Consider the following 3,844-nt stretch of genomic DNA (forward strand, 5'->3'; position numbering starts at 1 on the left):
CGCCACAGAGGGGCGCTTGTGCTCTCGTGACTGTGGTCCTCTCGTGACGGCGGGCGTGCAAATCCTGCAGAACCTCCGCGGGGCATGGATGCTCCGTCGCGATATCGAGCCCGGAGGCGCTCAGCTGCATGGCGACGCGGTCTTCGCCCGTTTCGCCGCAATCCCCGACGTCGTGGAGCACGGACTGTTCCTCAATGGGATTGATACAATCGTGATCGCGCGCGGTGACACGATGGAAGTGCGACGCCGGGGGCAAGCTAGGTCTCGCTGATCTGCACCTGCGCGGCCTGGATGACAGCGCTGACGCGGAGTGATTCTCGGGCGCGACCTACGGCGATTCCGAGCGAAAAGGCTTGCCCTATAGCCGCCAGGTATCAACGGTTCCGCGGCCTTAACGAGCCGGACCCGTTTTTTTCGGCGCGCTCGATCAGTCGAAATCCTCCGAAACCCTTCTAAAACAGGACATTTTCCACAAGCCGCGCGGAGGAAGAGGACCACGGTATGGCTTGCTGTCTATGCTCCGCGCACATATAGATGTGGCAATGGATGGACCTCGAGATCGAAACATTTTCGGGGCGTTCGCACTCATGATCAGCGACGACATCGTTCGCGCTAGTTCATCGCGGGCGCCGGAAGCTGGACCCGCCGCCTCAGCGCTGGCGTTGCTCGCGCACAAGCCCGGGCTCTCGATCCGTATGCTTGCGATCGGGGTGGGCCTTTCACATGCTGGAACTGTTCGCCTGGTGGATAGATTGGTAAGCGAGGGATTGATCGAGCGTAGGGAGCATTCGACAGACGGGCGCGCGCGATCCCTCTATCTTACTCCAACTGGCAAGGTCGCGAGCGACGAGGTCCTGGCCTCGCGCGATCAAGTGATTGCCGAAGGGCTATCGATCCTTAATCCAGACGAACTGAAAACCTTATCGGACATCGCTGAACGCGTTCTCCGAAATCGCTTGGAAAACCTCGAGCAGTCATACCGCATCTGCCGCTTGTGCTGCTACGAGGGCTGCACGAACTGCCCCGTCGATGCCGAATTGCATGAGCGAGGTGTGGACCGCGAGAAGAACGACGACGCGTAGGAGACTCGCAATTGCGGCAGCTCAACGCTGCTCAGATGGCGGGGCTTCATAATGTCAGCGAGCCTACCATCAGCCGCATTCTTTTGGCTACGCGTCAAGCCGGCCGATCGGGCATGGCGGTCTCATTCTAATATGTCGGTGATCGCCCCACTTTTAGCCGCTCAATTGATCGGAACGCGGTTTCGGAAGCGGCCGTTCAAACCACTCGCTGCATTCCCATTTCTCTATGTCCGATAGGTAGTTTCGGGGAAAAGCAGTCGGGAACAGGTTTCGGGAACGCATGCTCCGGCAGGAGCGCAGCGCGCGTCCCAAACGCGTTTTCCCGGTAGAGCTTCCCAATCGGCAAAGTGCGGGCCACCTCAGACTGCGAACGCGAAAAACCGCCTGGCTGGTCACTCAAGGCAGGGTAACGACGATTTTCGCTGCGGATACACCCGCCTTCAGGGCTTCCAAGGCAGCCTGGAGCATTTCAAGGCCCTGGCCCACGATCTTCGCCGGAGGGGCGGGGACGAACGTGCGCGCCGCGAGAGCCTGCGGCAGGAATTCGCGGTAGATCATTGGACCAACCTCGTCATCCTTGAGGCTCGTCCCGGAGATGTGCGTCGCCTCGACTCCAAATGAACGCTCGTCGGGCGGGGCCAGCGTCGCTGCCACCCGGCGCGAGCCCTCGCATCTCGCAACTACGGCAAAACAGTCTTTCATGTGACCGGTCGCGTGAAGCGTTCCAGCGAGACTGCGCCCGCGCATTGCCTCAATCACGTCTTCCACGATGGCTGGACTCGAGTGGTCAAGAACCTCGCTTGCACCCAGCTCCTTCAACAGGCCGACGTTGCGCGCCGAAGCGGTGGCGACGCACCTGTAGCCCGACGCCACCGCGAGCTGGATGGCGTTGCAGCCAACGCTCGACGATCCACCCCAGACCAGAACGACCTCTGGACGCGCGGTCGGCGAGTGTAACGGTGGCGCGAGAGCCAACTGTGTCCGTCCGTAGAGCCCGCTTGCGGCGGTGCCAAGGCCAAGCGGGAGGACTGCCGCATCAGCGAAGGCAATGTTGTTGGGGATCGGCGCCGCCATGTGGTCCAGCACGATCGTGTGGTGCTGGAACGCACCCTGCGCAGGTTGATTTACGGTTGTCCCGACCGCCTGTCCGATGACTCGATCGCCGACCTTGAACCGCTCGACCGCGCCACCGACCGCCGCGACCTCACCGGAGACGTCGCTGCCGAGAATCGCGGGATAGTCGAGCCATGGCAAAAGCGCGACGTCCTGCAGAATCCAGTCGAGTGGGTTGATCGCGATGGCCGCGTTGCGGATCAATATCTCGTTCGCCGCCAGATGCGGCAGAGCGGTGACACCGATCCTCAGTGGCTGCCCCGGCGCTTTCTGCCAGGCGGCCTGATTAGTCACGGTTTCGGTCATCATCAACTCTTTCTGTCAAGTATTACAGCTGGGCGTTCGTCTGAGCGGTCCAACCGCCAGGTCGGGCGCACGAAGTGGCAGCTATAGCCCCCAGGATAGCGCACCAGGTATTCTTGGTGCTCTGGCTCCGCCTCCCAAAAGGGTTCTTCTGGGTTGATCTCCGACACGACCGGGCCTGGCCAGCTTCCTGATGCCTCGATTTCCGCGATGGTTGTGAGGGCGACTTCCTTCTGCACTTCGGTGGTGTAGAAAATCGCCGATCGATAGCTCGGACCGACATCGCTGCCTTGTTGCTCGTAGGTCGTGGGGTCATGTATCTGGAAGAAGAGTTCCAAGAGCGAGCGATAGGCGAGAACGGAAGGGTCGAAGGTCACTTCCACTGCTTCCGCATGGCCGTAATGTCTCGCGTAGGTCGGATCAGGCATTTCTCCGCCTGTGTAACCGACACGCGTCGAAATGACTCCCCTGGCTCGGCGCAGCAAATCCTCCATGCCCCAGAAGCAGCCGCCTGCGAGAATTGCTCGCTCTGTCGCGGCCGCCCTATTGCCGGTAGGCGATTGGCTCACAGTCCATTCGCCCTCCTCCGTGTGCGCCACGGTCAAGCCAGCCTCGCGGGATCCGCAGCCTGACTGGTGCTCAAGAGCTCGGTCTGCACGTCCGAACCCCGGATGAGACTCAGATCGACGGGACACCGATCAGCGATCGCGAGGATCCGAGCGCGCTGATCATCACTCAGCGGCCCATCGAGGACAATGGTGCGGGTGAACCGGTCGGGTGGCATCATGTCCGGCACCTTCTCGTGCTGCACGGTCGTGCTCGCCCGTTCGAGCGGAAAGCCCTTGCGGTTCGCATAGAGACGCATCGTCATCACCGTGCAGGCTGCGAGGCCGGCAGATACGAGCTCGTAGGGAGATAGTCCGGTCCCGAGGCCACCGACCGATGCTGGCTCGTCGGCGAACAGAGTGTGCTCGCCGCTGCGGACCTTGAGCTGGAACGTCCCTGCAAGAGTTTCGGTGGCGACGACGCCCTCCGCAACCTCGACCTGCGGAAGATCCGCCGTGAGTGGTGGGAGAAAGCGGCTCGCCCAAACCGCCACCATGGCCGCAGCGTAGTTCGCGTCCGCGACGTCGGTGAGAAGGTGATCCGCGTTGTCGAGCGAGATGAAGCTTTTAGGGTGCCTGGACGCGACGAAGATGCGCGACGCGTGGTCGATGCCGACCACCTGATCCAGCGGAGAGTGCATGACCAGCACCGGCCGTCGCAGGGAGGCAATGGCCTTCTCGACGTCGATCCCCTCAACCGCCTCAAGGAACCCTCGGCGAATGAGGAAGGGCCTACCGGCG

The 3,844-nt window shown here is 61.9% G+C and carries 5 protein-coding genes; 2 read left to right on the forward strand and 3 right to left on the reverse strand.

Annotation, left to right across the window (positions count from 1 at the left end; all coding sequences use genetic code 11):
• Together PG892_RS20090 and PG892_RS20095 are read left to right on the forward strand one after the other, a co-directional pair.
• The coding region (locus PG892_RS20090) for a hypothetical protein (RefSeq protein WP_270825766.1) at window positions 1-271 on the forward strand (271 nt) is incomplete at its 5' end.
• A gap of 316 nt (window positions 272-587) precedes the next feature.
• Entirely contained in the window at window positions 588-1,082 is a 495-nt protein-coding gene (locus PG892_RS20095) for a MarR family winged helix-turn-helix transcriptional regulator (protein WP_004099028.1), read from the forward strand.
• 396 nt (window positions 1,083-1,478) lie between these two features.
• On the opposite strand, the gene PG892_RS20100 is transcribed toward PG892_RS20095, so the two are convergent.
• From PG892_RS20100 to PG892_RS20110, 3 genes are all read right to left on the reverse strand, one after another.
• Window positions 1,479-2,501, reverse strand: coding sequence for a zinc-binding alcohol dehydrogenase family protein (locus tag PG892_RS20100; RefSeq protein ID WP_004099029.1), 1,023 nt, complete (start codon window positions 2,499-2,501; stop codon window positions 1,479-1,481).
• Window positions 2,502-2,503: 2 nt separating this feature from the next.
• A complete protein-coding gene (msrA, locus tag PG892_RS20105; protein WP_442865642.1) occupies window positions 2,504-3,193 on the reverse strand; it encodes a peptide-methionine (S)-S-oxide reductase MsrA in 690 nt (229 codons plus the stop codon).
• A partial coding sequence (locus PG892_RS20110) for a bifunctional alpha/beta hydrolase/OsmC family protein (RefSeq protein ID WP_270825767.1) occupies window positions 3,100-3,844 on the reverse strand: 745 nt, incomplete at its 5' end. The genes msrA and PG892_RS20110, both read right to left, overlap by 94 nt.

Source organism: Aeromonas sp. QDB68 (assembly GCF_027707405.1).
Lineage (GTDB): Bacteria > Pseudomonadota > Gammaproteobacteria > Enterobacterales > Aeromonadaceae > Aeromonas > Aeromonas caviae.